The organism is Armatimonas sp., assembly GCF_031410135.1.
Taxonomy (GTDB): Bacteria; Armatimonadota; Armatimonadia; order Armatimonadales; family Armatimonadaceae; genus Armatimonas.
In genome coordinates, this window is record NZ_JANNYP010000240.1 from 1 (window position 1) to 25,287 (window position 25,287).

The window sequence follows — 25,287 nt, forward strand, 5'->3', positions numbered from 1 at the left end:
TGGAACGACCAAAACCAAGAACGACCAGATACCCAACCAGAAACGGAAACGAAGAACGAGGCGGCTTCGCCGCCGGGGAAACCCACAACGACCAACGAAGACTAACTCACTCGATGGACCAAATCAGGGGTACAGGCCAGCCAGGGCAGATCTGCCAGCGTTCGTTGATACCAACTGTGAATGCGCTGGGATGCAGTTGTACAGAGTGGGCATTTCACGGTGGGGCGTGTTGTCCTGACCATGAAAACAATCTCAGTGTCTTGCAAGGTGAGAGATTCTAGGGTTAGGCAGGAAGGATCTGGTAGGAGAGCTTGGAGGGCCATCTCCCCGTTTTACCCGGAGAAATTTGGCTCCGTAGTAGCTTCACCAAAAGACCGGAAGAACCAGTTTTCGGGGGGCAGCTCACAAGGAAATTTCAAAGCGGTAAATTTCCAGCCCCCTTTATCTTCCAGGTCGTGTCAGTCTGTCCTCGTAAATTTGAACGAAGCAGGATCCCAGTGAATCCCTAGGAGTTTGCTCATGTCGGCTTTCATTAAAATGAATCTACCAGAGTGAAACTAAAACTTCGGAGTATTCGGATCGTTGGATCATAAAAGCCACGTTTTCCAGGGTAACCATCAGTGTAACTCACTTCGACAAATTTTCCGTCCTTACCACTTGGGAAGAACAGTGACCATTTTGTGGAGTAGAGTCCTCGCTCCATCCGTGGCAAATCGAGTGGCGCTCTACTATTCGCGAGCTTGGCATAAGCGATCTGTGCAAGCTCATTGCGGCTGCGTCCCCAGAAATACCATCCAGTGAAACCAAAGCGCAGTACTCCTTTTTCATCTGTTGGCGAAACTTGAGATGACTGTGGGATCACCCTAGTTGGCAATTTGAATTGGAGTAGATCCAGATTGGCATTGAAACTAGTTCGAGGAGCCGCCGCATCTAACCCCAGATAGACATATTTCTGTACCCCGGTGGAAAGCTGTGTTAATGCATACTTATCCACACTAACATCTGCTGGAGACAGCTCTAATTTCATGTCACCTGGCAAGAACCATTTACCTATACTCCCTTTCCAAGGTACGTTAAAAGATCTTTCATGGGTTAATATAACTGGCGAGACGGTGAATTGAAATATACCTTGTTCACTCGAACTACCTTTTCGCTTAAGAAGAAAATTCTCAAAAAAATCTTGCGTCACTCCTACCGAAGCCTCATGACGTAGAATCAGGCCTTCTTTTCGATGCAAAAAAGTCGTCTTCGCAGCTGTTTCCTTATCTCTATAAGGTTTTAAATTTCGTTCCAATCGAATTGGAACTTTTATAAATGTTTCAGGATCTCTTATATTTGTTGATAATTGGCTGTCAAAACCAATAGAAAATCCGTATTTATATTTATTGAAAAATGGAACTATTTTATATTCGGTATCAGATATAAAGCTAGGTATTTTCAGATTTAGACGAACAACATCACCTTGATCACCAGTTTTTTTTGACGAAGACAATCCCTCAGAATTTAAGTACCAAGGTAAAGATGAAGGAATCGCGCCAGGGTTAGGTGTCCCAGGTAATCCCTGCTGATTTTTCGGATCAGGCGGTAATGGTACTAAACCTACTTTCACCGCAGAAGTCTCTGCTTGAATTCCCAGAGATTGAGAATAGAAGCCTTTAACCAATATAGTTTGCTGCACCTCCACATTCCCTTTGTTAACTTCTATTCCATCTTCGACATATGCTTCGTTGGAATCAACAAAAACACTTCGAGGAACCTTAATTGTTGGAGGCCTAAAAGACACAAGAAGTTCATCATCTTGATGAATTGGATTATGCTGATCAATAAGAAGATAAACTATATTTTTTTTAATTTCAACACCAACAACTAAATTATCATGCTTATTATTAGTATTTTTGTTTATTTTTTCTACTTTATAGTAAGATATATCTTTGATATAAGATTTCAATTTATCGTCTATTTTCGAAATAAATTCGGAATACAACTCGCGTTCACTATAATCAACTTTATCAATAAGTTGAAATTTCCATTTTTGCCGAGAAATGAATTCACTGACATCTAACTTGACTACAGGAACTGCATATCTGCTTGATCTATCTATCCCACGAACAATCTCTAGTTTGAGATCTGTAGCTTTAGTACTTTGTGCTGAGGCAGGTATAGCAGTAGACAACGTAAAAACAGTAGCAGCAACAACGAATGGCATTTGGTTTAGCATAATTATCCTGAAATTTTGATCAAAATCGAACTTGGAGAAATTACGTCTCATGATGAAAATCAAAGTGTACCAGAGCACCATTGAGGTGGGCCTAGTAAATTTTTTTGTGTCAAAAATGTCGAAGGGCTAACTAACAACACTGTTGATTCGCTTGCGCCTATAGTATATATTGAAAAACCAAAGGCCCCTGTGGTAGATCGTCCTACATAGATGATACGATCCCCCTCGGGGGCAAAAGAGGGAGCATCACCTACCAACAAAGTTGCTCCTTCAGGAGTTAACGGTTTAACACTAGCCTCCTCCAGTTTACTAAGCGGAACTTGATATATCCCACTCTGATCTATACTCTTTCCATTATCCGTTCGGACTTCAAGGCGTCGTGCAAAGATGAGCGATGGCACACCTGTATAACTAGGCGGAGTAAAAATTGGCGAAGAGTCGGATGCTACTTGACGATTCGTGCTAAGAATACTCCCATTGGCAGGAAAACTAATTGGTGGATCAGTCACTTGCTTTAGGTTTTTGCCATCCTTATCAACAATAAAAATACGATATTTACTATCTTTGAGTTGTGAAAACGCAAGGCGGAGACCATCAGGAGACCAGGTAGGTGGGCCACCTGCACGGGCAATATTAGCTACCAAATCTACAGTTGCTCCTGTCTCAATATCCGTCCGGCTCAGAAATGTAGTAAACGTACCATCGTCTTTCTTTGCAGTGCGGAAGTAGACGACTAAGTTCCCCTCGGGGGAAAAACGTGGGAATGAAACAAAAAGATGACGGGCTTTATCAAACGGACTCGTTAGGTCGTTTGGATAAATACAGTGTGGGTTCTCACCATTTATACTCATCACCCAAAGTTCACTCGCTCTATTAGGATCAAACAAGTTCGTACGATTGGAATCGTCCAACAGGCCACGTTTCACAGATCGTGCAAACACAACGACCTGTTTGGATGGCGAAAAGGTTGGGCTAGTTTCTGCAGCAGTCGTCGCCGTCATGCGAATTAAGTCCGTACCATCAGGCCGTATGGAATAGACATCAGCATTCCCATTCCCTTCTTGGTCTGCGGAGAAAAAAATTCGTGACTCTTTACGAGTCCCAATTAGATTCGGAATTGTAGGAATGCCATCCGAATAGGTCAAGGTAACAGGCTCTTCGTTAAGCGGAAAACTATCTCCTTTACTACCGCCACAGCCTACAAAAACAATAAAAGCACTTACCAAAAGAGCAGATATGTGAGCCCTAAGCATCAATCTTGCATACTCATGCAAGTAAACATTATTTCTACGCATTTTTCTTTTATTCACAACATTGTAATCCTGACGTTTGTCTGGACAGTTTTTAGACTACGAGATTGTAGCATTTTCGCCCCGGAGCGGCAAGGCGATTTTCGCTACAGGCAAGGACGGAGGTATGCAAACAAGGCATCGTAGCCCCGGCGTTTTTCGGGACACTTTCACCGCAGTCACTTTGACAGAATTGCTCCCAGGCCGCCTGATGATAGTTCAAATTAACGACCCTTAAAACGCTACTCTTGATGATGACCTGTATGGGAGCGAGCGGTGCTGCCCGCTCCCTTGGTTCGATGATGGCTCGTGTTCACGAAACCGGTTCAGGAAATCAAAGTACCAAAAAAGTGTCTTGGCCATGAGTATCGTTGGTCAACAGGCGTATCGGCATTGTGGCCTGCTGAGAAAAGAACTGCGGCCACGTGAAAAGAACTGTGGCCACATTTGCCCAATCCCCTTTCCGGCTTGTAGGATAACTCCATGCCGATAAAACAGACCCCCTACGGCCCCGTGGATGCCAAAGTCTTCAGGCGACTGCAAGACTCCTTCGAGACAATGAAGGTTCTCTATGCCCTGGATGCCATCGACCAGATCCGATATGACATTTGCGAACCGGATCAGATGCGTGAGAGCTTTTTGCAGCTCCACCAGATGGTACACCACCTTTTCAACGGGTCGCCGCCCGGAGGCCGAATCGAGCATGAGAGCGTCTGGGAACTTGCAGATGAACTTTCGATTACCTTGTCGGGATACATCGAGGCTCTGGAACCCATAATCGAGATGCTGGACAAGTTAGTGGACTTGGCTCCAGACCCGGACGAAGAACTCGAAGGTGCATACGACGATGAGGAAGGCGACGACGACGATGAGGAAGAAGAGGCACAAAACGACGTGTCGTGAATCAAGAATCACATCAGCTCTCAAATCGGCGAAGTGTGTGGAAATTACTCGAATCCTTACCGCCCACCAAAACGTTCCGCATCGCAGGCAAGCGCAATCTTATTCTGCGCGGGGATCTGCTGGCCTTGTTAGAGCCTGCACGCCCTGATGAGTAAAAATCCCTTATATCCCCTTCCCCGCTAAAAACAAACTCACCCCCGCTAGCGCCCCACTTCCTTACTCCCCCACCCCTTGCTACCTTCACCGTGGACAAACGCGACTCTCTAAGAGCCGCTCCATACGGGTAGAAGAAACGCCAAAAGGCCAGAGGTATACCCTGAATTTATTCAGGCATTGCCTCGGCCTAGCGGCAGCTCTACTCCCTAAAAGCTCCACACGAAAGGAAGCAAGTTACATGACCTTCACCACCAGCTTAGCCGACGTCCGAGAGCTCGCAAGAGCCGACGACGACGGAAAGCGCGATCAGATAGTAAGGGCACGCCAGATCACCATGCACCATGGGAGACTCTGGCTGCCCGATTCACAAAGCGATGGATTCGACGGAGGCTTGGCTATGTCTGAGTGGGCAACCGCTCAGGCGTGCCAGAAGCTAGGAATCCCCGGTGGGTACTTTAAGAAGTGCCCGAGCTTCCTCAAGGATGCTCAGTGGAATCATTGGGTTGCGCAGGAAGAAAACCAGCGCTCCTTGACCATGGGCGATAACGAGGCGAGTGTGGACTGGATGCTACGCACCAAGGGAAGCCTGGTGCGCGGTGTTCTCTCCCCCAAGTACGCCAAGCTCGATAATAGCCAGGTGCTCGATACCCTCTTACCAATGGTTGGCAACAGCCGCTTCAAGGTAGGACTCGTCGAGCTGAACCCGGAGAGCTTCCACCTAAGACTCATCGATCCGACGATTTGGCGCGATGTGATCCCCGGTGATCGGCTCCTAGTGGGAATCCACCTCTGCAATAGCGAGGTGGGCCTACGCGCCGTTACGGTGGATGCTGTCGTCTGGAGACAGGTCTGCTCCAACGGGCTTGTCCGGAAAATCAGCGGCAAGAGCCTGATGCGTCAGCGGCATATCCATGTCGCAGAAGCGCGTTTGGAGTCCTTGCTCGCCGATGCCCTGAGCCAGGCTATCGCGGTGGCCGCAGCCTTCATTGAGCAGATGGTTCTGTCGGTGCGTGTCCCGGTTCCTGATCCCGAGCGGGCTATCGCCTACTTGGGACAGCTCTGGGGCCTCTCCAAGCAGACCCAGGAGTACATCAAGTTCGGTCTCTACGGAGAACGGCACTCGGAGACTCTCTACGGGCTTGTCAACGCCGTCACCAACGCCGCGCAACGGTTGTCGGTGGAAGGTCGCTACGAGTTGGAGGGTCTGGCAAGTGTGCTCATTGACACGACCACTGCGAGTCCCACGGAGCAGGCACTGCGTCAGCGCATCCTGACCCCAAAGGCTCTGGCAGCAGCCTAACCCCAAAGGTTAAACAGCTAACCCCAAAGGTTAGTCACCTAACCACTCCCCTCCCCTCTTCGTCACTTCCTGACCGGGCCATGCCGCCCGGAAGGGTAGTCATGGCTCCGGTCTTTTCCACATTTGAAAGGATTGTTTCCATGACCAAACAAGGGTCACAGATCGTTCAGTGGCCACAGATAGTGAAACGCTCAGCCATAACGCTCGATGAGGCCAGGCTCCTTGCCAACGTCAACGAGCGGGCACAGCGCCTTTACGAGGATGGCTACCGCATCCGCTGCCTCGATGCTCACCGCTACCTGGTTCGCTCGAATCACGGTGGCACTTACACGGTGGATCGCGAGGCGGACACGTGCTCCTGCCCCTTCTTTGAGAAGCATAGTGGGCGCTACCCCTGCAAGCACACACTGGGCTGGAAGAAGCTCCTGCTCACGCAGCGAGCCGCTATCCAGGCACTTAGCGCACTATGGGAGAGCGTTCCGCTTGAGGAAGGCATCCGGCAGGTTCAGGAAGGCATCGTAGAAGCCGTCTCGGCGCAGCTTCAGAAACATGGAGGAACACCCTCATGTCTCTGACAATCTCGCGCTACAAGGGCGGAAGGAACTGGGCGGTGCGAGAAGCCGACACCGGCTCTCTCGTTGTCGTCACGCTCTACCGTAAGGGTGCCGTCGAAGTCGTCAGGCGGCTCACGGGCGCAATCCCAGAGCTACCACGACGCAAACGACAGGACACCTTCGTCTACGAGGCTAAGGATTCACTGGAGGTGACTTTATGAGCGGCTATACGCGGCCCATCAAGTTCCTCCTAGGCAAGGTCTTCCTGACTCCCGCAGCAATGGAGGCTCTCATCCGAAACGATGAGGAGCTTATCCACCTGCTCAAGCGCCACCGTGAAGGCGATTACGGCGCGGAGATGGCCTACGACGACCGCGTGGTCAACGAGGAATCTATCAAGCGCGGTGGACGGGTTTTATCCCAATACACGCTCCGAGATGGCACGGTTTTGTCCGTCATCACGGAGTCCGGTTGGCAAGAGACGACCTGCCAGATACGAGAGGAGAGTTGACGATGAACACGCTCAAAGCTCCACTCTTTCCCACTGGCGAGTTCCTGGTGACACCGGGGGCGCTCCTAGCCTCCATCGCCTGCCAGGCGAACCTGGAGGGCTATCTGGAGAGACACGCACGCGGTGATTGGGGCGTCCTAGATGCCCACGACCGCCGCGTGAACGAGGAGGCGCTCCGAAACGGGCACCGACTCCTCTCCGCCTACGACCTCCCCGCAGACACAGTGGATGGCGCAGATAAAGCAAACCACACAGACAACGCAAGCGGTGGCGGCCAGACTTCCATTCGGATCTGGATCATCACCGATGCTGACCGGCGCAGTTCGACAGTTCTGCTCCCCGATGAGTATTGAGGAAATACTCAACAAATATTGAGGGAACTCCTCAAGAACAGAAAGGATTCCATGAAGAAAGTCACGGACGAGACCTACGCTCTTACGGGTGCAGGAACCGTTCAGAAAACCCGCTTTCGCCTCTTCCTTCCCGAGGAGCATGATAGCGAGAAAAGCGTTGTCTTGGTTCTGAGCTACGCGCTTCAGAACCCGAGTGTTCCGGTACCTGACTGGGTATCGGCGCTCATCGCTCAGACCATTCAAGTACTGCACCAACAAGGTCAGCGCTATCTGGTCTTCGTACATTGTGCTGCGGAAGTCGGGATTGTCGAGTGGGAGCTGGTGGAGGGCAAGGCGATCAGACCTTGCTCACCATCCATACAGCCTTGCTACCGGCGCTCATCGGTTTCGAAGCTGGAGGGCTTTGTCGGCGAGCCATTGGACTCGCCCTGGCCCACAGACGAAGTGCGTACGCTCGTTGTCATGGACTTGCTGCCCACCGACCAGGTGTACAGCTTTGAGGACAACAAGGGCACAGAGTGGCACTGGAACGCGTCCTTAGGGATGCGCCTGATCGAGCTGGTTCCTCGTGAAACCAAACTCTTCTATCCCTGTGACCACGGGATAGATCTGGCGCACCTAAAGCAGCGCTACCCGGACATCGACGAGAGCCATGCGGCGAAGGCCGATCTCTCTCGCCCGATTCTGTTTGTCCCGTTTCACGATGGGACAAGCGTCCTGGTGGACGGCTGGCACCGACTGTGGCGTGCTGTCTCGGAAGGGGTGGAGTTCCTCCCCTGCTACGAGCTGACACCAGAGGAAGCCGGTGCCTGCCTCATCGCAAGGCTTGAATCGGGGAAAGGAGTTCTTTGATGGACAAAACCCTGGATCAGCACTTCGAGCTGGAAGATGGTAAAGGGCGCACGGCAGACTGCCGCGTTCGTTGCTTCCTCCCGCAAAGGAACGAGGCGATGAATGATGCAGTGCTTTTATTGACTTGGCTCCCCGCAGCTCCTGACTTCGCGACTGGCCCCTGGCTGGAGACGATCATCAGCGGGTTTCGCGGAGGGCTTGGTGACGTGCAAAGTGAGTTGGACTTCCTGCTCATCGAGCACTACGCGGCAAGTCACTACCGTCAAAACGGTATGGAGCTTGAGTTTGAGGAGGAGATTGGTCTGGTGCTCTTCAAGAACCTGACGCCAAGCTGTAACAGCGCGGCAGCAAACCTGAGAGCAGGCAAGCGCAAAGCACGAATCGCCGATAACGCGTCTGCGGTTCGTGAGCGGCGCTCTGTCTACTGGCTTCCTATGTGCCGCGAGGCCGTGGAGGATGTCATAGGCGAGAGCCTGGACGCACCGGTTTCTGAGCCTCTCTACAGTGTCAAAGAGAGGGAAATCGTAGCATGACTGGGTCGAATAGCATGACGGAAGTAATCTACGATGGCCCCTGGCACTACAAGGGCTACCATAACTGCAAATCGGTCTGCTACCTGAGGCTCTACCAGCCGACGGGACAGAGCGATCAAGCAGCCATGGCGGTCTTTACGGAGCTTCCGGGCAATATCGGCACCAGTGTTACGAATAGAATCGAGGTACTGGCGACGATGGCTTGGGAGTTCTTGCAGAAGCCCACGGTTGCCCCAACGGTTGTGGAGCACTACCCGGCTCGCGGGCACTACAATACCCATACGGAGCGGTGGCAATTCCCCGAGCAGTTCGATCTGCTGGAGTTTAGCCGCAAGCCGGATGGTAGTTTTGAGAAACCCCGTTGGCGGCGAGTCTCCCGTGAAAGTGTCGAAGCTCTCATCGGCCAGACACTACGGGAATTACCTCAGTGAGTTCGCGTTTGTCCAAATCGGTCTCTATGACCACCTGAGGTTTTCCTACAGGTTATTTGCGAAGGTTTAAGGTTTTCGTCCTGGGCCATCCCATGAAACACGGGGATGTTTTCTAAGGCGACAGGTTTTTAGAAAGGTATTTTGAGAAGGTAGATCATGAGGCTTTAGCGATGTGCCACAAACAAAAAACATCGCTACCCCTTCCTGTTTTGGGTCATCCCTACTCGCGATTTCCCGCGATAACCCCACTCACTTCCCGCGATAACCCCACCCTTATGCCTCGGGTACGACCAAAATAACCTACCTTAGTTTTGCGAGAATAAATCAATAATCAATACTGTTTTAGTATATTTTTAGTATTAATTTCATACTGTATACATATCAAAAAGATATTAAATAGATACTATTTCTCATCTTGTTCATTCAATTTGAGCCAGGTCTCATACAGCTCTCGGCGCTTCTCTTGACTCTCCAAGTGAGCAAGCATTTTGGTTCGAATTGTCGGCGACATGCTATGGTAGCGGTTCTCAAGAACAGTGCGCTGTTTGACGACATAAGCGGAAAACGCCGTAAATGCCTCAGGTTGCGTTTTTTCGAGTTGCTCTAGGGATTCATCCACTCTGGCGGCTTCTGCGGCTTCCTGAGCCAATTTGAGGGCTTCTGCGGCCTGTTTACGTTCGGACTCTTCCCGCTTCTTTCGTGCCTGGTCTTCTTTGCGTTTGGCTTGGGCGTACTCTTTGGGCGGTGCATACCCGCCCTCGATGGCGGCTCGAAGATAGGCTCCTGGGCTTTCGAGGTTGCTTTTGTAGGGCAGGTAATCAAGCTGATGACGGGCCTGCTCTGCCTTCTCACGAGCGAACCGTTCAGCGTCTGCCTGATTCAGCCCAGCCGTTATGAGCTGCTGAACTAGCGTCGGATCTGCTCCCCCTAACGAAACTGGCTTGGCTTGTGTGGCTGCATCCGCGACATTCGCTTGATTTTTGGCAGGACGCCCGCGTTTTGCTTTCTGGGGTTGACTCTCCTCCTCGTAGGATAGCAAGAGCTGCTTTGTCTCTTTGCGGGTAGCTCGATGCTCGTTCTTGGCCCGTGGGCCTGGTGTGTAGAGCATCTCCCAATCCACAACCCCTTCCGCATCGTAGATCTGCACAAACTCAATGGCTTCTAAGTACCCGCTCTCAAGGTGCGGGCTGTGGACTTCCTTCATCTGCATCCGCATCCGATTGCCTTGGAGGTATCGCTTTTGCGGCACCTCGCGGCAAAACTGGGAGTACAGGTATTTCGCTCTCGGTCGCCCGTTCTCAAGTGCCCCGAAAATCTGAAAACTTACCAGCTCATAGAATCTTTGAGAAACAGGAGACTTCAAAAATTTGAGGTAGGCATAGTCTAAAGGCCGTGTTTCAGCCTTGCTCAGAAGCTCGTTGTAGACCGGATTGATGACGATGTAAACGGCATCTGCCCTTTGTCCACCAGGCAGCTCATCCCCCTTGAAGATGACGCCATAGCGCGTGGTGGCAAACTCAAAAAGCTTCTTCGTTCTGTCTTTGGCGCGGTAGGAAACTTTAGCATAGATCGCCGTGAGTGCATTTTGCATCAAGGCATTTTTGACTTCCTTGTAGTTTTTCCCGCTATCGGAGTCAATGCCAAGCTGCGTACAGATTTCTCGAATGCTCCCGAGACGCACGACGGGTGAGGCGCTGTTGGGGCGCTCTTCGATCTGTCGGTTGATGACGATGGTATCAAGCCGGTAGGCAAGCGGCCCCGGTGGACCGCCCATCTCGTTGTAGCCAACTTTCCAGAGCAGGGTTAGCTCCCCCGCTTCGCTGACCACTTTGATTTCGATTGCCTCGTTTCGTCGCTTGCAGAGCTGATGAACGGGGAATCTGGTGAGTGCGGTCGCAGTCCTGATGATATTCAGGGTAGCAAGCTCGTTTTGGGCTTGGGTCTCGATCAGCTCCACTCTCACTTTCCTATACCTCCTGGAAGCAGCAGCAGCAATAATGGCGAATTAATTCGCCTGTCTGCTGCTGTCTTAAATATAAGTCTAAAGAGTCTAAGAGAAAAGAGGGAGGCAAAACCACCTGTTTTTGTGAGGGGATAGCTCAGTTTCCCACAAAGGCCGTGCAACCAAAAGTGCAGGTTTCTGCAACTAAAAGTGCAGTTTAGTGCAACTAAAAGTGCAGTTTTCTGAAAGTAAAAGTGCAGTTTTTAGTATCGCCTCTAAAGCCATTAAAAGGTAATTTTGAAGGTAAAAGTGCAGTTTTTGACGCGCTTTTAAAACCGTGTTTTGAATACCAAGAAGATACTGTTTTAATACTTTAATAGTATTAAAACAGTATCTTTCTGATACTTGAAAGTGAAGAGGAGTCCACATTTTTGCTGTGTTTACTATCGTTTTCCTGAAGGTAAAAGTGCAGTTTCGATGACTGTTTTTGAGGCTACTACCTATCAGAAGAGCGGGTCTCATCCTCTTCGAACCAGCTCTTCTTTCTCATTTGTAAGTCTCTCTGCAATGGCCTCAAGGAGCCAGGTATGACGGGGAATCTTAACTCGCTTTGACTTGATAACTTCATCTATCTCAGCAAGAAGCGAGGTCGGAAGACGAAGATTCACTAAGGCTGTCTTTTCTTGTTCCTCTTGTGGAGTCAGTGACTCGGCGGATCTTCCAACACTTCCCCCTTTGTTAATGAGGGCTTCAACGTCTACAGCATTTGAAACTTGCCCCGTGGGGCGTTTTGTGATTGCCATTGTTTTGATACCTTTCTTATACCGTAATAATACCTATTTGGTATTAAATACATATCGGAATAATGCCATAATTTCCTCGGTGGCTTTGGGGTCTTGAGGCTTTAGCTCGGTGACTCCTAGCCCCTCGGCTGCGGCATTGCCGAACGCTTTTCGTCCCCCAATGGGGGTCGGAATAAAGCTAAGCGCTACGGTGTCCTTGAGCACGTCGGCAGCATCATCGTTGTCACTACCTCGCGGGTCGGCGCGGTTGATAAAGGTGTAGGCTCTAAGACTCGGGTTGGCTGTGCTCATCTCGCCAACCAAGCCGGATACCTTCTCCAGTGTCCACACATCAAACGAGCGCGGTACGAACGGGACAAGGAGGACATCCGATACGGAGAGAGCAGCTCGCTGGCTGGTAGTGTCTCGCCCGCCTGTATCTATGATGATGTCTTGATATTTCTGCTTGAGCCTGAGAGTCTCAGTGCGGACGGCTGGCCCGGTGAGCTTGATACTGGTATACCCAGCTCCCGCTTCAAGCTTTTCGTTCCTGAGATTCGTGAAGTCACTTGAGGTTTCCTGATCATCAGCATCAATCAAGAGAACGTCTTGACCTTGCTGACTGAGGATGACTGCCAAGTTTGTCGCGACGGTTGTTTTGCCCGAGCCACCCTTAATACCACCAACTGTTACTATCATTTTAATACCTGAGAGATACTGATTTAATACTATGACGGTATCACAGTCAGACCGTTTTGACAATAGGGGCAAGTATTTTTACTATGGGGTTTGATATTATTCACAAAATAGCTTATATTTACCACGGCGGTGAATATGGCTGAGCTTGTAAATATAGTATCCGCAATTCAGAAAGAGATTCAGAAGGCAGGGGTTACTCTGACCCTCAATGGTGAGAGGCTTCTGGTAACGGGGCCTGCTGGCTCACACTGCCTGCGGCTTGTTCGGCTCTACCGTCCTGCCTCGGCGGATGTGGAGCGAGCCGCTGCTCCTGATGTCCTCTTGGTGCTCTCCGCAGCGACGCAGAAAGCCGCGCGGGCAGCAGCTCCCTTCAACCATATTCTGGTTCCTGAAGGGGGATACCGACTTATCTTGCCTGGAATCGCGCTGCGTCGAGAGGTTGATGTGTCGTCCGAAGAAGTCCGTCAGGTACGGCTCATGGGACGCACGGGGGTACTTGCTGAGTCTCTGCTGCTTGGAGGCGCTAGAGCCTGGTCTGTGCAGGAGCTGGCGACGGATGCTCACGTTTCAACGACTCTTGCGCATCGTGTTCTGACTCGTCTGGAAGGGGAGGGGCTTCTTCTTGCCAAAGGTAGCGGCCCTGCGAAACGGCGACAGGTCGTGAACTCTAAGGCGCTGGCGGAACTGTGGAGCCAGGAAGAAAAGCCGCATACGGTTGCGCTGCGTGGCTACTTATATGCCAACTCTACGGAGGCGCTGGCAAAGCGGATTCTGAGCTTATATCCCGAGTCTGCTATAGGGGGAACCCTGGCGGCGAATCTCTATAAGCCCACACTGACAAAGGTTGCCCCACCGCTACGGGTCTGGGTGCCTGGTGACTTCGATTCAGATCACCTTAAAGAAGTGGGTTTCCAGCCAACAGGGGAGGGGGCTAGCATCGAGTTCCTTCAGTCCAAAGATGATTCCTGGCGTGTCCATCGGAGCTTGGAGGGGATCGCACGGGTCTCCCCATGGCGAGCCTGGCTTGAGGTTGCGCGCGTGGAGGGGCGGACTAAAGAGCTGGCCGACGCGCTGCTCACCGATTTGGGGGGACACTGACATCGAAGTAATCGACATCTGCAAGATCATGGCGCGGTCGCTGGTCGCGGAGATTGGCTCGTGAGAAAATGCCGCTTAGATTTCATCCTCATGTTCTCTGAGGTGCTTTGCAGTCTTGATGAGACCACAATGCTCCAGCGAGTCGACGTACTCGCGAGCGCTTTTTGGGGGCCGAGTTAGCTTTGCGCGGTGGCGGCCAAGCGTGGCGATGACATCTTCGGGATTACCATGATACAGACTCAGCGCAAACTCGTCGGGGGGAATCGCCTCAACCCCATAGGGAATGAGTGCGGTGGCGGGGAAGTCCTTCAGATTGAAGGTGACAATGCACTGGGCTTTTCCCTGAATAGCCGCTGCAAGAACGTGTGCATCTTTGGGGTGATTGGTGAGCTGTGCAATCAGGAACTCGTATCCCGTCACGATGGCCGTGGGAAACGCTCTTTTCATCGCGTCCCGTGTGTAGGACATTTGAGCGGCGGTGAGATCGCTTCGGTTCGCCAGAACGTTTCGCGTCCATTCGTCCTGTATCTCCTCCGACCACTTGGGGTCAAAGAAATCGGCGTAGGCCAGCTGTAAAAGAAAATCCCGCAAGGGCGCGGGATACAGGACATTGGCATCGAGCAGGGTGACGGGAACTGCCAACCTAATACCCCATATTAAGCTTTTGAGCTTGTTCGATTAGCTCGTCGAGAGCCTGGCCGCGCTGCTCCCGCTCTTCGCGGTACTGTAGAACGTCCTCCAGGCGCATACGGTGATGCGCCCCCACCATACGATACGGAATCTCGCCCTTCTGGGCGATCCGCATGAAGTGAGTGCGCGACACCCCCAAGACTTCCGCCGCCTGAGAGGGAGTCAGTTCCTTGTCCAGCGGCAATATTGCAAAGCCCTGACCCTTGCCCATGTCACGGAGAAGCGCCAAGAGTTCGGCTCGAATCGGTTCTGCCTCGGGAGTCATTTGAGCGACTTCCAAAACATGGGCAAGCAGCGTGGCTCCTTTACGATTGTCAGCAGAGGGCTTGAGTGTATGGGGTCGATCCAGCAGTGATGGCATGTTGATTCTCCTGTATCCAGTATGTCATATATCTGTCCTATCTGCAATAAGTAACTTATCTGAACATATAGGATACTCAATTCCCATGATGATTCACGGATAGAGGCCGAGCTTTTGGTTCTCCGCAACCATCTCCTCAAGAGCTTTTGAGGCCGCGTCGCGCGTCTCGTCCATGTACCGCAAAACGTCCTCCAGGCGAACGCGTCGCCGAACCCCAACCTTTCGATGAGGAATCTTGCCCTGGTCAAGTAGCTTGACGAAGTAGGGACGGGAGACGTGCAAGAAATCCGCCGCTTGCTGGGTGGTCATTTCCGTGTCGGTGGCAACGATTGCCACACCTCGCCCGCGCCCCATGTGCTTGAGAACGGAAGTCAGGAGAGAGAGCGCGGAACCTGGAATCGAGATTTCCGAGTGCTCCCCGTTGGGTAGTCGAAGCGCGATCTGAACGATGTTTTCCCCGTCGCTTGCAAAGTGTGCGAGGGTGCGGCTGGACTCCTCGGCGAGCTGTGCCTCAGGGCCGGATAGGGCATTGGTGTGTTGTGTAAGTGTGAGCATGATAGACCTCCTCTCCTGTAGTATACGAAATGAACGAAACGAACGTAACTAATAAATTTATCCTCTTCTGCGAACCTGTCGGAGTGTTTCCAGACTCACGCGTACACCGGGCCATAGCGTCCCAGTTTCAAGGGGAGGAGCGTGCTCGTGAGCAGCGAGACGCCACCGGGGTCGTTCAGGAGTTCTTGAGATTGGCAAGAGTATTATATTGATACTAAAATAATATCTTTATAGTAGCAAAATAGTATTTAATTAGTATTAATATAAGTGTTTATCCTGAAAACGTCTCCCCAAACTACGCAGGGTATTCCAGCTTTATGGGAGTAGGGGAGGGCGATATAATCGCCGTATGCCTGACTCGATTAGCCAAGGTGCCAAGTGGCATGACCGCGCCACACGGGGCGAGATCCTCACCCAAACGCAGCGATCCGCTCTGGAGACTTGGTATCGTCAGCAGGACAAAGCTGAGATGGGCTTGTTGCAAGCGGGGCAGACTCAAGCCCTGGAGCCTGCTGCGTGTGATGTCCAGGCCGTCCTGACGCGCATCAAGGAGACCTCCAGTCGGATTCAGGCACTCGATCTTCAGAACGCTTCTCTGCGGCAGGAGATAGCCACGTTGCAGGAGCGACTCTCTGAGGATGCCACTTAAGCGCTTTGTCACTTGCTTCACGAAGCGATTGACTCACTCCTTAGGATGTGGCATAATGCCACATATAAAAATAAAGAGGTGAGGAAGATGCCAACTGTAGAAGCGAAAGAAACAACCGACTACGCCCGTTTGAACTGCCGTGTGAACGTACGTATTAAGCAGCGGGCAGAGGAAGCGGCGAGCCTCTTAGGACAGTCCATCACGGACTTTACCGAGCTGGCGATTGCAGAGAAGGCGGACGCGGTTCTTGCCCAGCACGACCGAATCATTCTCTCCGAGCGGGATTTTGCACGGTTCGTCGAACTTATCGAGAAGCCCGCCGCGCCTACGGAAAAGCTCCGTGCGGCTGCCCAGGAGTACAAGCGTCTGAAGGCGGAGAATCCTGGGGGCAATTGGTAGCGTATGTCTGTTGTCGAGCTGCTCCAGCCACACCACGACCGAAAGAGCTTTGACTGTGGGAAGGAGTCTCTGAATCGCTTCCTTCAGCAGCAGGCTCGTCAGAACGCGGATCGGAATGTTGGAGTGACACACGTTGTTGTTGCCGAGTCGGGGGACTCTAAGATTCTGGGGTACTACACGCTGGTGACGCGCACGGTAGAGAGCCAGATAGTCCCGGCTAAGAAGCTCCCATCTGGGCCGGTGGGTGTGGTGCTCCTGGGACGGCTCGCTGTAGACAAAGACGCGCAGGGGCAGGGTTTGGGAAAGCGCATGCTCCTACGGGCAATGAAGCAGACAGAGGAAACCTCACGCACGATAGGTATCTTCGCGCTTGTGCTGGATGCTCTGGACGAGCAGGCGCGGAGTTGGTATCTGAGTTTAGGCTGGGGATTCGAGGCGCTCCTCGATGACCCCAACCATTTGTTCCTGGCGGTTGAGACAATTCGTGCTCTCTCGCTGGAATAGTTGCCCTGGTACCAGTTAGTTGCCCCGGTATCAGTTGCTCGGGGTTAGGTCTAGCCGGTCTGTACTCAGATCCAGATAGGCGATGTTGTCCTGACAGACCAAAGCGAGCAGCATCCCTTCTGGCTCTGGGTTCTTCTCGAAAGCCGTCAGCGCTTTCTGGTACTGAGCCTCCGCGGTTCGAGACTGCCTAAGGCGCGGCATCAGGGCTTTCAAACCCCGCAGATTGCTCTCCTCGATCTGGGAGCGGAAGGCCGTGGCGCTACGGTCTGAGTCCAGCGCAAAGAAGAAGTAATCGCCCGTGGCGACCATCTTGTTCAAGACCGCTTGCACCACAGGGTTTGCGGGATTGAGCAGCACATTGTAGGTCTCAAATCCGTAGAACTCGAAGGCGAAATGCACCACTTCAAAGGTGTCGTTTCCGATGACCGCGTGGCCCAACCTGAAACCCTTGCCGGTGATATGGGCTGGGATGACCTTACCAGGCCGCAGTGCGAGGAGGCCACACTCGACGCCCTCCACCTCCACCATGCCCACGGCGCAGCAGGGAGGATCGGCGGCGAGAAATTCGCGAAAGAAGCTGGCATTGGCGGTTAGGTTGGGTAGGGGTACTTGTGTCAAAACGGTCTCCGGTGCCAGAACAGGCGAAGGCATTTTACCTAATACAATTTAGTTTTTTGATGATTCGGCCACAATACTGAACTTCAATCATTAAGCACCTGATATTCAAAAATGATCGGGTGACCCCAATCTGGGAGATAAGGAGGGCGCTCGTTGCCGGTTTTAGCAAGACGGAACTGTCCAGGATTTTTCTTGGTGAGGCCCACCAATTGTTGCAAAAGATAGGAGTGGGTTCCTCCTAGACCACGCTCTCCTCTTTCAACTACCCACGATTGATAGACATCAGCAAAACGCTGACAGAAGGCGGCTTTGAAGTCGTCGGGATAAAAGCGAGACCATCCATATTCCTCAACGATGGTTTCTACTTGCCACAGAAAGTCACCTTGTGCCCGCCGCTCCCAATAGTCCGCCATCGTCTGAATAATCTGGAACTCCCGGCTGTTACTTGCTAGTCCAGGAAGAGATAATCTCCATCTCCCGGCTAGGTCAAGCCAGCGGATGTGATGTAAACGCGGATCGGACAATAGAACCTCCCGCGTCCTTTGCTGAAGAAGGGACATCCCTCGTGGGCACAGTAGGATTAAGTGATCATCAGGGCCAAGAGCATTTCGCTCCTCTTCCAACTGACGTGAATCCTCATAGCTGCGATCAACTTTATTTTCTATCCATACCTTGCAGCCCGATGTAAAGTGAAGGTCAAGGTCGATAATGCGAGCATTTTGCTGATTTGTAACAGGACGTTCGCGTTCCACTTTTTCGATGGATCCTATTTGACCTGACACTTCTGCTAGTTCGAGTAGGCCGGTCACTCTGGGGGCGAGCGATTGGCCGGAATGGACTAACGGATCGAGAACCCATGCGATGAGGTTCGACCAATGTCGTTCCGTGAGCGGCTGCACTGCGCCTCTTCCGTAAGAGTATCCCTCTAATATATTAAGAATGTCCATTGAGAAACCACCGTTTATCGCGATGCTCGACCACTCCACACAGCGTCAGAGTTTGCAGAACATAGCGGACGCCACGGTATACCATGGATCGGTCTCCGTATTTCGAGGAAATGCGTTCGTAGATATGCTTGGTTTCCACTCCCTTTACGCCCAACACGGCGAGGCGCTCCATGGCCGTTAGGCAGTCGTCTACAAAAGGAGTCGCCTCAGAAAGTAACCGTACCCTGAGTGCTAAACGCTGATCTGGAGAGAGTTCGCTCATCTGACAATAGGTTTCAGCAAGCCGTGTTTTTGTTATGGAAGATTTGAAACCCACAGTACGTTGCAACTGAAGCGCCGTTTTTTCCAGCGTCTCCACGCCGCGAATCTGAGGACGCAGGTACTCGAAGAGGGTTTTCCGCAACGTCACTTCATTCTCTGCCTTGAGGTATTGCTCCAAGGCATAATCGATCCACTCTGGGCGGAGCGGCCTATCGTACATGATGGGAATTCTTTGATTCATAATTTCATCTCTACCACGGGCACAAGAACCTCCTCAATGCTCAACCCGCCATGGCTCACTGCTTCTGCCCCCGCGATATCATAGCTGGCAAAATCCATCGCGAATAACGGCCAGAGATTCGTCGGTAGATTCGATGGGTGGAACGGCATAGACAAGGCATTCGAGAAACTCGCGCATACTGTCTTGTCGTCGAAGGTCAAGACGCGTTTGGAGCGCTCCTCCGGTAATGCTCCAACTTTAGGACGCCCCTGACCACGACATTCCACTTGCCCATGATCCGCCGTAAGAATCACTCGGTATCCCTCCGCCAAACCGGAACGAACAATATCCCGTAGCGGTGTTTTCCCTGCCCAAACATGAACGGCCTCTTCGATGGAATCGAGGCGTGGATTGATGCTGTGCCCACGCTTGTCCCAGCTCACATCCACGAGGCAAACACGGCGACGGGCTTTTGCGAAACTGTCCTGCATACCCAGGGCCTCCTCCGCCGTGTAGTAGTCGCCCTCACCCTGATACCGCGCTGTCCAGAGCTGTCGCTCCAGGCGCGTGGAATGCGTCTCCGAGGAAAACTGGGACGGCGATTTCCCCTCGAAAATCGCCCGTCGGCTCAGGCTGGTAATCGTGGGCAAAATTGCGAACGCGGCCCGCGTCGAAGCATCCCCGATGATGCCATCTGCGAGCCATCGTTTTCGTGTGCCTTCCCATGCACGCAGCGAAAGCGAGTCCACGACAAGAAGCAGGAGGCGGTCGTCGCCGATCTCCTTGTCGAGCCGATCCAGCAGGGTGGGGAGGCGCAGAATCGCTGGGTTGGGGGAACTCAGCATCAGGCCATAGTTTTGCTTGAGCCATTCATAAAAGTGTTGATCCAGATCCCGTCGCAATTCGTGTGGAACGCCGCCCGACCCAACGGCTTTTGCGTAGAGGATGCCAAACTCTAAAACGTCTTGCGCGCTGTGGCGTTTCTGTTCCCACTCTGCCAGTAGGTCTGTAGGAGCGGCATCCGGCACTCTCTTTGGTTTCGACGGTGCCAGTTGGCCAAGGAGAATCTGTTCCGCTGCTGTGGCTCTTTCCGTCAGGCCAGGATTCGATTGGAGAGCGGAGAGCAAGACTGTGCGTGCCACCGCAGGTTCGCTCAAGGCTACCGTCGCTTCCGTGCTTGGGAGTGTCGGCGGCCAGGCTACTTCCTGCGCAATGGCATGGGCCACGGGAGCGGGGAGGGGATCGTCACCAACGGCGATAGAGCCCAGCGTCCGTAGCCAACCGCTGCCGTGCCGGAGAAACTCGGGGTCTACGCCGTAGAGAGCACGTCCGACCAGGAGCGCGGTTTCGTGCGCGTTTCGTGGGGAGCGTACTTCGCGGTGCAGCTCCATCAGGTGGTCCCACCGTTCGGTCGGTACAGACTTCACAACGTCCAGGGCGAACTTGGGCATGAGCTCGCCGATGGTCACCGACTCCCATCGAAAATCGGTCAGGCAGGAGTTCACAATATGACGACGGCCTGCGTCGGCGACAATAAGAAGCGGCTTGTCGTTCTCTCCGATCTGCTTGAGCGGGGCGAGTGAGGTTGGTTGGCCATCCCAATCCTCGATGGTCATTCCGGCAGCACGGAGAGCTTCTCGTACTTGAGGAACGTCCAGCAGATTGTCCGAGTCCACGCAGAAAGTGGGGATGCCTCCGAAGGCGGGCTTCAGCTTCGCAATTATGGTTTCCACCCATCTCATTGCGCCATCACTCGCGTCAGAAACAGGCAGGTCATGTCGGGGAGCGCCTGGGTCACCAGGTTGATCTCCGCTTTGCGCTTCTGGTACTCGGTCTCCAGATCGCGACGCCGTGCCTCACGCACCGTCTCCAGCTCGATCCGCGCCAGCGAGGTTCTGCGGGCCAGGTAACTCATGTCCAAGGCGCTCAAGCGGTGCTTCGCCCGTACCCGCGTCTTGTGTACCACCGCGTCGTAGAGCGCTGCGGATTCCGCTTCCGCCAGACTTTGCAAGGCAAGGAAATCGTAGTCCATCGTCTCACCGACGACCTGGATAGCCACACGGCGGATTGCCAACTCATCCCAGAGCCGCTGCGCGGATTTGCCGAAGGACTTGCCCTCGTCGGTCGAGAAGAGCGCGAAAACATTCTGCTGACGCCATATCCCGTCGGCGATCCCGACCTTCCAGAGGGAGAACCAGCCATCCAAAGGGAACCCAAGCCCGTCCACGCTGAGATGCGCCACTGGCTTGCCCTCCGCAAAGAACGGAGTGAGCGCGTTGATGCGCTCGATGACACGCTCCGAGAGGTCGAGGCTATCCTGCTCGGTGGGGGATCTCTCCGGCTCGGCACCCATCAGGGTATCCATCCAGATCCGAAGAGGCACGGTGGGAAGATGGTCGGTCTCCTCCACCTTCCCCGTGTAGAGCGAATGGGTATGCGCCGCTTCCGCCGCCGCCTTTCGGATGTCCATCACGACGCGATCCAGCTCGTTTGAGAGCTCCTCCGGTTTCAGCAGAGCGGTACGTGCCAGACGCTCGAACTCGACGCTGGCTTCCGAGGAGTCGAGTACGTCGCCGGTCTTATCGACTCCAAACTCCGTCAAGATGGTCGCGAGCTTCTCTTGCCAGATCTCGTACAGCCGCGCCTCGACGGAGTTTTCGAGGACAAGGTTCGTCGCTTGAACGGCGCGTGTCTGTCCGATACGGTCCACGCGCCCGATCCTCTGCTCGACCCGCATCGGATTCCAGGGCAAGTCGTAGTTGAACACGACATGGGCGAACTGCATATTTAACCCCTCGCCGCCCGCGTCCGTGGAGATGAGTGTCTGCGCCTCATGGCGGAAGGACTCCAGTGCGCCCTTGCGCTCCGCGATTTCCATGGTGCCATTGAGTGTCGCAACAGGATAACCGCGCTGCTTCAGAAACTGTTCCAGCATCTCCTGGGTGGCGCGAAACTCGGTGAACACCAGAAACTTGGTAGACGGATCGTTTTCTTCGAGAGCAATCTGCATCATCTGCTCGTAGAGGGCTTCGGCACGGGCGTCCGGACCAGCGCTCTCGACACGCACGGCAAGGCCCAACAAGCGCTCGACATCGGTGCGTTCCTGACTGTTAGTCGGAAGGGTAAAGAGGACGCCCTGGACGGTATCGTCCAGTTCTGTGTCGTCGGGCAGGTGGTCATTTCCTGATGGAGGAGTGGTCGCTTCACCGCCTCCCAGTGCCGCCAGACGCTGCTCTAAGAAGTGGCGAACCGCTCGGGTGGAGCTGCTCATCAGCCGCTGGATGAGGATCAGGAGCAACCGCGAGCCTTTATCACCCATCCGCTCCGCTCGGTTGTAACCCGCGATCACGTACTGTGAGACCTCTTCGTAGAGCTGCTGTTGTAGGGCATGACGCGGGGCAAAAGGAACTTTGAGAAGGCGCGTGGAACGTGGCGAAAAGAGTGGCTTTCCGTCCACGTCTGTGGCCGAACGTTTCTCGGTGCGGATGACAACGGTCTCTACAAGCTGGCGTGTGAGGGGAACGCCGGTGGTGAAGATACCGGGATCCAGCAAGGTGAGTAGGCGTCGAAAGGCATCGGACTTGCCGCTATGGGGAGTGGCCGTGAGCAGGAGCAAATGGGGGACTGCTCTTGCCAATTCCTTAGCCAGCTCGTAGCGCGAGACATCATCGCTCGCTCCGGCGACCTTGTGGCTCTCGTCGATGATCACGAGATCCCATCCGGCTCCGATGAGGTCGTGGAACCGCTCGACGTTGTAGCGGGCTATCTTGTCCTGTGTCCAACCCCGCTGCCCTTCCTTAGGCTTGACGGAATCGACCGAGGTGACGACCTGGCTGTACCGCTTCCAGGCATTCTCCCCGCGCAGCCCCACATCAGCACTCCAATCGCCGGGCAGAACGAGATCAAAGGACTCCCCAAAGAGGGTGTCCATCTCGACGATCCACTGAAGCAGTAGGCTTTTGGGAGCCAGCACGAGTATGCGCTCGATCATCCCACGCAGCTTCAACTCTTTGAGAAGCAGGCCCGCCTCGATGGTTTTCCCCATACCTACTTCGTCCGCCAGCATCATGCGGATCGGGAATCCTGACATCGCTTTACGGAGCACGCGAAACTGATGGGGGAGGGGGAGCGCCTGGCTCACCAGTGGCGCGAGAAAGAGGTCGGAGCCCAACGCGCTCCAGATTCGTGCTCCTGCGACGGTGGAGAGGGCAGGGGAGAGGTCAAAGGCGTGTTCAGGCTGGAGGATGTCGAGCGGAACCGTGTGAACGCTACTGCCGCCGTCCATCATCACGCGCGCGACCTGCTTGCCAAAGAGAGTACGCTCTTCCAAGACACGCACCCAGGCATTAAGGGGTGGACACCATAAGGTAATTATTTTTTCGTTGGGATGCAAAATAAGCCATCTTTCCTACTGGCATAACAGGATGGCATCCACGTAGCCGTCCGATTCTGCTGTCTCAACGAATCCAAATTTCACATACAGTGCCCGCGCTGCTTCGTTGAAATCCATATAGCGAATTTTAATCATGGTGCAGTCGGCATTTGCCTTCAATTTGTCAAGAAGTTGCTGAAACGCGCCCGTGCCGTATCCACTTCTCTGCCAGCGTTCGTCAATTAGGAAATAAAGAACTGCGTACTCGGTTGTCCCTACCTCATGCTCATATGCAGCATAGCCGACCATCGTCTCTCCTGCGTAGAAAGTCTGCTGTTCGACATCTTGCAATCCCGACAATTTTTCGAGTAGCTCTACCATCTCAGGAATCTGTGACTCGTTGTGTTGTTCCTCAGTAATAGAGAGCCTTGCACATTCGTAAATGTTCTCGCTGCACACAGGCCGCATTGTAATTAGCATCGTTCTACTCCCACGAGAATGTCATCTGCTCAGAAGCCATTGGCGCGAGGTCTTTGGCGATGTCGTAGAACTGAACGAACTCATGGATTTCCTGGAGAATTTTGTCGGGAATCTTCTCGCAGATCGCCACGATTATGCCGTACTGCTTGGTGTCCCAGCAGTGGCGGAAGCCTTCCAGAACAGCCTCTTTGCGGAAGACCTTGAGCGGTCCCTTGGCGTTAGCGTAGTCTCGGAACAGCTTGAGAAGCGCACTATGGCGCAGGGCTTCCAGATCTTTTTCGTTGTTGGGGTCAGGAACGCGCCAGGTGCCCGCGTCCTCGATAAAATACTCGCGGAGCAGGTCGCGTAGCTCGGGGCGCGGCTCGTGGTTCTCCCACTCCCGTAGCTCCTGCATGAACTTCGGAGTCAGGTCGCCGAGTGTCTGTGGTTGTTCGTTGAGGCGGGAACGCACCCATTGAACTGCCGTTTTCTCATCTCGGACGAATATGGATAACTGCTCCGTCTCCACGCCCCGCGCCTTCACCGCATCGTAGCGAGCGGCCTGGTCGGGTAGGAAATACATGCCATCACGTTCGACGAACTGCTCGTCCACCAGTTGATAGAACTCAGAGGCAGAAAGAGGAATTCTCGCTCCCCGCTGGAGGTGGTAAGCGATCATGCGGTCGAACAGCAAAAAGCGGGTGCGTTCTGCCACTGTTTCCAGCTTGCCAGATTTGTTGACGGGCGCAACAGGCAGCATGGCGAGATGCTCCCTGAGAAACTCCACCACGCCCTCGGGGTTACCTTGTAGCTCCTGAAATCGTTCCTCGAAATCATGATGAGGTTTGTAGCAGGAGATAACGAGATCTTCCTTCACTGTGCTACTGGCCGTCACCTGACGATAGGAGCCGCTTTGCTTGTTGAGAACGCGAATGTCGGCAACGATGAAGCCGACACGCTCCAGCCCTTCTTGTATGGCGTTCCACACCGCATTGGAACTATTGGAAAACTCCACTGTCATCCAGCGTCCCGGCTTCAGCATCTGATAGTAGGCGCGGAAACTTGCGGTCATCAAATCCTGGTAGTCGGCGAGCCGCTTCTTCTTCGCCTGATCGACAATGGCTTCCGGTGCCGAGTCTGTGAGGAGACCATGCCAGGACTCTACGAGGTAATTCAAATCGGCGTAGTAGATATTTTCGCCAAAGGGTGGGTCGGTAAAAATGTAGTCCACACTGTCAGGCGGCGCAGGAGGAACCGAGCAGGAGCCTGTGTTTATGATAGAAGTTCCGAGTCGAGGACGGTAACTCGAAAACGCTTTCACCAGTCGGTTAGCTTTGCCATCCAGAATGTACCAGGGAGACGTTTCGGCATGAAGCGACGCAATGTAGTACACGCCATTCATATAGCGATTTGCTTGAGAGAAATGAGTGGCACCGTAGCGATTTAACTTTGATAGCCCCCAGATAGTCTGTTCTGCCATAAACAGCAAAAAACGCTGGAGGCGCACGTTGTTCGCACATTTTGGGGCTTTTTGCCCATCGCACCGGAAAGGTATAGTTGGGCGTTTCCCCACCCCTTGCGGTGACGGAAATCAGGTGATTTCCGTTGATCACAGATGGTGACATGATGTG

Annotated in this window: 28 protein-coding genes; 13 read left to right on the forward strand and 15 right to left on the reverse strand. The window is 53.2% G+C overall.

The genetic code is table 11. From position 1 onward, the window contains the following. Positions 1-532: 532 nt before the first annotated feature. Both RMO15_RS08565 and RMO15_RS08570 read right to left on the reverse strand, forming a co-directional pair. On the reverse strand, positions 533-2,269 hold the full coding sequence (locus RMO15_RS08565; protein ID WP_309710636.1) for a hypothetical protein: 1,737 nt from the start codon (positions 2,267-2,269) through the stop codon (positions 533-535). 8 nt (positions 2,270-2,277) lie between these two features. Further along, complete coding sequence (locus tag RMO15_RS08570) at positions 2,278-3,528, reverse strand: hypothetical protein (protein WP_309710638.1); 1,251 nt, start codon at positions 3,526-3,528, stop codon at positions 2,278-2,280. 462 nt (positions 3,529-3,990) lie between these two features. Here RMO15_RS08570 and RMO15_RS08575 point away from each other — a divergent pair, with 462 nt between their 5' ends. The 9 genes from RMO15_RS08575 (at position 3,991) to RMO15_RS08615 (ending at position 9,100) form a co-directional block, all read left to right on the forward strand. Beyond that, complete coding sequence (locus tag RMO15_RS08575; RefSeq protein WP_309710640.1) at positions 3,991-4,410, forward strand: hypothetical protein; 420 nt, start codon at positions 3,991-3,993, stop codon at positions 4,408-4,410. Between the two features lie 394 nt (positions 4,411-4,804). Next, positions 4,805-5,866, forward strand: a complete 1,062-nt coding sequence (locus RMO15_RS08580) for a DUF932 domain-containing protein (RefSeq protein WP_309710642.1) — start codon at positions 4,805-4,807, stop codon at positions 5,864-5,866. 140 nt (positions 5,867-6,006) lie between these two features. Continuing rightward, a complete protein-coding gene (locus RMO15_RS08585; RefSeq protein WP_309710645.1) occupies positions 6,007-6,441 on the forward strand; it encodes an SWIM zinc finger family protein in 435 nt (144 codons plus the stop codon). Next, positions 6,432-6,641 carry a hypothetical protein gene (locus RMO15_RS08590; RefSeq protein WP_309710647.1) on the forward strand — a complete coding sequence of 70 codons (210 nt, stop codon included), beginning with the start codon at positions 6,432-6,434 and terminating at the stop codon, positions 6,639-6,641. The genes RMO15_RS08585 and RMO15_RS08590 overlap by 10 nt, the downstream gene beginning before the upstream one ends. Beyond that, the gene (locus RMO15_RS08595; RefSeq protein ID WP_309710648.1) at positions 6,638-6,931 is read left to right on the forward strand and encodes a hypothetical protein; all 294 of its coding nucleotides are present in this window, start codon (positions 6,638-6,640) and stop codon (positions 6,929-6,931) included. Before RMO15_RS08590 ends, RMO15_RS08595 begins: the two co-directional genes overlap by 4 nt. A gap of 2 nt (positions 6,932-6,933) precedes the next feature. Continuing rightward, entirely contained in the window at positions 6,934-7,284 is a 351-nt protein-coding gene (locus RMO15_RS08600) for a hypothetical protein (RefSeq protein ID WP_309710650.1), read from the forward strand. A gap of 51 nt (positions 7,285-7,335) precedes the next feature. Continuing rightward, on the forward strand, positions 7,336-8,136 hold the full coding sequence (locus RMO15_RS08605; protein ID WP_309710653.1) for a hypothetical protein: 801 nt from the start codon (positions 7,336-7,338) through the stop codon (positions 8,134-8,136). Continuing rightward, positions 8,133-8,669: a hypothetical protein gene (locus RMO15_RS08610; protein WP_309710655.1), complete on the forward strand. Its 537-nt coding sequence runs from the start codon at positions 8,133-8,135 to the stop codon at positions 8,667-8,669. The genes RMO15_RS08605 and RMO15_RS08610 overlap by 4 nt, the downstream gene beginning before the upstream one ends. Then, complete coding sequence (locus RMO15_RS08615; RefSeq protein ID WP_309710657.1) at positions 8,666-9,100, forward strand: hypothetical protein; 435 nt, start codon at positions 8,666-8,668, stop codon at positions 9,098-9,100. The genes RMO15_RS08610 and RMO15_RS08615 overlap by 4 nt, the downstream gene beginning before the upstream one ends. 403 nt (positions 9,101-9,503) lie before the next feature. Here RMO15_RS08615 and RMO15_RS08620 read toward each other — a convergent pair whose 3' ends face one another. The 3 genes from RMO15_RS08620 to RMO15_RS08630 form a co-directional block, all read right to left on the reverse strand. Next, the gene (locus RMO15_RS08620; RefSeq protein WP_309710660.1) at positions 9,504-11,063 is read right to left on the reverse strand and encodes a hypothetical protein; all 1,560 of its coding nucleotides are present in this window, start codon (positions 11,061-11,063) and stop codon (positions 9,504-9,506) included. Between the two features lie 497 nt (positions 11,064-11,560). Continuing rightward, the gene (locus tag RMO15_RS08625) at positions 11,561-11,845 is read right to left on the reverse strand and encodes a hypothetical protein (RefSeq protein WP_309710662.1); all 285 of its coding nucleotides are present in this window, start codon (positions 11,843-11,845) and stop codon (positions 11,561-11,563) included. 33 nt (positions 11,846-11,878) lie between these two features. Then, complete coding sequence (locus RMO15_RS08630) at positions 11,879-12,523, reverse strand: AAA family ATPase (protein WP_309710663.1); 645 nt, start codon at positions 12,521-12,523, stop codon at positions 11,879-11,881. Between the two features lie 135 nt (positions 12,524-12,658). Between RMO15_RS08630 and RMO15_RS08635 the strand changes: the two genes are divergently transcribed. After that, positions 12,659-13,621, forward strand: a complete 963-nt coding sequence (locus RMO15_RS08635) for a hypothetical protein (protein WP_309710666.1) — start codon at positions 12,659-12,661, stop codon at positions 13,619-13,621. Between the two features lie 75 nt (positions 13,622-13,696). Here the strand turns inward: RMO15_RS08635 and RMO15_RS08640 are convergent, their stop codons facing one another. The 3 genes from RMO15_RS08640 to RMO15_RS08650 form a co-directional block, all read right to left on the reverse strand. After that, positions 13,697-14,263, reverse strand: a complete 567-nt coding sequence (locus RMO15_RS08640) for a PIN domain-containing protein (RefSeq protein WP_309710669.1) — start codon at positions 14,261-14,263, stop codon at positions 13,697-13,699. Position 14,264: 1 nt separating this feature from the next. Continuing rightward, positions 14,265-14,672, reverse strand: a complete 408-nt coding sequence (locus RMO15_RS08645) for a helix-turn-helix domain-containing protein (protein WP_309710672.1) — start codon at positions 14,670-14,672, stop codon at positions 14,265-14,267. Between the two features lie 93 nt (positions 14,673-14,765). Then, on the reverse strand, positions 14,766-15,227 hold the full coding sequence (locus tag RMO15_RS08650) for a helix-turn-helix domain-containing protein (RefSeq protein ID WP_309710674.1): 462 nt from the start codon (positions 15,225-15,227) through the stop codon (positions 14,766-14,768). A gap of 349 nt (positions 15,228-15,576) precedes the next feature. Here RMO15_RS08650 and RMO15_RS08655 point away from each other — a divergent pair, with 349 nt between their 5' ends. The 3 genes from RMO15_RS08655 to RMO15_RS08665 all read left to right on the forward strand — a co-directional run bounded on the left by RMO15_RS08655 (position 15,577) and on the right by RMO15_RS08665 (position 16,779). Next, positions 15,577-15,876 (forward strand): hypothetical protein, encoded by a 300-nt coding sequence (locus RMO15_RS08655; RefSeq protein ID WP_309710676.1) that lies wholly within the window; start codon positions 15,577-15,579, stop codon positions 15,874-15,876. 87 nt (positions 15,877-15,963) lie between these two features. Continuing rightward, positions 15,964-16,275, forward strand: a complete 312-nt coding sequence (locus tag RMO15_RS08660) for a DUF1778 domain-containing protein (protein ID WP_309710679.1) — start codon at positions 15,964-15,966, stop codon at positions 16,273-16,275. A 3-nt stretch (positions 16,276-16,278) separates the two neighbouring features. Further along, a complete protein-coding gene (locus tag RMO15_RS08665; protein ID WP_309710681.1) occupies positions 16,279-16,779 on the forward strand; it encodes a GNAT family N-acetyltransferase in 501 nt (166 codons plus the stop codon). A 30-nt stretch (positions 16,780-16,809) separates the two neighbouring features. Here the strand turns inward: RMO15_RS08665 and RMO15_RS08670 are convergent, their stop codons facing one another. The 7 genes from RMO15_RS08670 to RMO15_RS08700 form a co-directional block, all read right to left on the reverse strand. After that, positions 16,810-17,430, reverse strand: a complete 621-nt coding sequence (locus RMO15_RS08670; protein ID WP_309710682.1) for a hypothetical protein — start codon at positions 17,428-17,430, stop codon at positions 16,810-16,812. A 50-nt stretch (positions 17,431-17,480) separates the two neighbouring features. Beyond that, on the reverse strand, positions 17,481-18,296 hold the full coding sequence (locus RMO15_RS08675) for a hypothetical protein (RefSeq protein ID WP_309710685.1): 816 nt from the start codon (positions 18,294-18,296) through the stop codon (positions 17,481-17,483). Between the two features lie 34 nt (positions 18,297-18,330). Then, positions 18,331-18,846, reverse strand: a complete 516-nt coding sequence (locus RMO15_RS08680) for a hypothetical protein (RefSeq protein WP_309710687.1) — start codon at positions 18,844-18,846, stop codon at positions 18,331-18,333. Continuing rightward, positions 18,843-20,558, reverse strand: coding sequence for a PglZ domain-containing protein (locus RMO15_RS08685; RefSeq protein WP_309710689.1), 1,716 nt, complete (start codon positions 20,556-20,558; stop codon positions 18,843-18,845). The genes RMO15_RS08680 and RMO15_RS08685 overlap by 4 nt, the downstream gene beginning before the upstream one ends. Before the next feature lie 5 nt (positions 20,559-20,563). Then, entirely contained in the window at positions 20,564-23,155 is a 2,592-nt protein-coding gene (locus RMO15_RS08690; protein WP_309710693.1) for a helicase-related protein, read from the reverse strand. Between the two features lie 78 nt (positions 23,156-23,233). After that, positions 23,234-23,677: a GNAT family N-acetyltransferase gene (locus tag RMO15_RS08695; protein WP_309710696.1), complete on the reverse strand. Its 444-nt coding sequence runs from the start codon at positions 23,675-23,677 to the stop codon at positions 23,234-23,236. A 4-nt stretch (positions 23,678-23,681) separates the two neighbouring features. Continuing rightward, positions 23,682-25,049, reverse strand: a complete 1,368-nt coding sequence (locus RMO15_RS08700) for a hypothetical protein (RefSeq protein WP_309710700.1) — start codon at positions 25,047-25,049, stop codon at positions 23,682-23,684. Between the last annotated feature and the right edge of the window lie 238 nt (positions 25,050-25,287).

Excerpts from the sequence above, each read along its gene's own strand:
- RMO15_RS08660 (WP_309710679.1), top strand. The coding sequence starts at position 15,964 with ATGCCAACTGTAGAAGCGAAAGAAACAACCGACTACGCCCGTTTGAAC.
- RMO15_RS08605 (WP_309710653.1), top strand. The coding sequence starts at position 7,336 with ATGAAGAAAGTCACGGACGAGACCTACGCTCTTACGGGTGCAGGAACC.
- RMO15_RS08645 (WP_309710672.1), bottom strand. The coding sequence starts at position 14,672 with ATGCCATCACTGCTGGATCGACCCCATACACTCAAGCCCTCTGCTGAC.
- RMO15_RS08670 (WP_309710682.1), bottom strand. The coding sequence starts at position 17,430 with ATGCCTTCGCCTGTTCTGGCACCGGAGACCGTTTTGACACAAGTACCC.
- RMO15_RS08615 (WP_309710657.1), top strand. The coding sequence starts at position 8,666 with ATGACTGGGTCGAATAGCATGACGGAAGTAATCTACGATGGCCCCTGG.
- RMO15_RS08635 (WP_309710666.1), top strand. The coding sequence starts at position 12,659 with ATGGCTGAGCTTGTAAATATAGTATCCGCAATTCAGAAAGAGATTCAG.
- RMO15_RS08665 (WP_309710681.1), top strand. The coding sequence starts at position 16,279 with ATGTCTGTTGTCGAGCTGCTCCAGCCACACCACGACCGAAAGAGCTTT.
- RMO15_RS08565 (WP_309710636.1), bottom strand. The coding sequence starts at position 2,269 with ATGAGACGTAATTTCTCCAAGTTCGATTTTGATCAAAATTTCAGGATA.
- RMO15_RS08650 (WP_309710674.1), bottom strand. The coding sequence starts at position 15,227 with ATGCTCACACTTACACAACACACCAATGCCCTATCCGGCCCTGAGGCA.
- RMO15_RS08630 (WP_309710663.1), bottom strand. The coding sequence starts at position 12,523 with ATGATAGTAACAGTTGGTGGTATTAAGGGTGGCTCGGGCAAAACAACC.
- RMO15_RS08575 (WP_309710640.1), top strand. The coding sequence starts at position 3,991 with ATGCCGATAAAACAGACCCCCTACGGCCCCGTGGATGCCAAAGTCTTC.
- RMO15_RS08590 (WP_309710647.1), top strand. The coding sequence starts at position 6,432 with ATGTCTCTGACAATCTCGCGCTACAAGGGCGGAAGGAACTGGGCGGTG.
- RMO15_RS08595 (WP_309710648.1), top strand. The coding sequence starts at position 6,638 with ATGAGCGGCTATACGCGGCCCATCAAGTTCCTCCTAGGCAAGGTCTTC.
- RMO15_RS08580 (WP_309710642.1), top strand. The coding sequence starts at position 4,805 with ATGACCTTCACCACCAGCTTAGCCGACGTCCGAGAGCTCGCAAGAGCC.
- RMO15_RS08695 (WP_309710696.1), bottom strand. The coding sequence starts at position 23,677 with ATGCTAATTACAATGCGGCCTGTGTGCAGCGAGAACATTTACGAATGT.
- RMO15_RS08655 (WP_309710676.1), top strand. The coding sequence starts at position 15,577 with ATGCCTGACTCGATTAGCCAAGGTGCCAAGTGGCATGACCGCGCCACA.
- RMO15_RS08680 (WP_309710687.1), bottom strand. The coding sequence starts at position 18,846 with ATGAATCAAAGAATTCCCATCATGTACGATAGGCCGCTCCGCCCAGAG.
- RMO15_RS08625 (WP_309710662.1), bottom strand. The coding sequence starts at position 11,845 with ATGGCAATCACAAAACGCCCCACGGGGCAAGTTTCAAATGCTGTAGAC.
- RMO15_RS08600 (WP_309710650.1), top strand. The coding sequence starts at position 6,934 with ATGAACACGCTCAAAGCTCCACTCTTTCCCACTGGCGAGTTCCTGGTG.
- RMO15_RS08585 (WP_309710645.1), top strand. The coding sequence starts at position 6,007 with ATGACCAAACAAGGGTCACAGATCGTTCAGTGGCCACAGATAGTGAAA.